Here is a 250-nt window from a genome sequence, read left to right on the forward strand (position 1 = left end):
GACGGGCAGCGCCACCAGGTTCGCCTTTAGAATGGGCGACATCGGATAGTCGCTCATCATGACGACCGCGAGCGGTCCGATCAATACCCATACCATGAAGCTCATGCCGAAATACAAAAACGCGCTGAATAAGGAAGGTTTGTGCCCGCCCTTCCAAAATCCTTTGACTCGTACGATTTCCATTCGAATCCGCCTCCCATGATATACAAGGACACATATGGCTTGGGTGTCGTCACGCGCCATGGCGGAG

General features: G+C 53.6%; 1 pseudogene. It reads right to left on the reverse strand.

Annotated features, from left to right (window positions below):
- Window positions 1-183 (reverse strand): annotated as a pseudogene (locus KVT38_RS33955) (MFS transporter); the annotation flags it as partial.
- Window positions 184-250 lie beyond the last annotated feature (67 nt).

Source organism: Cohnella sp. GbtcB17 (genome assembly GCF_019091135.1).
Classification (GTDB): domain Bacteria; phylum Bacillota; class Bacilli; order Paenibacillales; family Paenibacillaceae; genus Cohnella.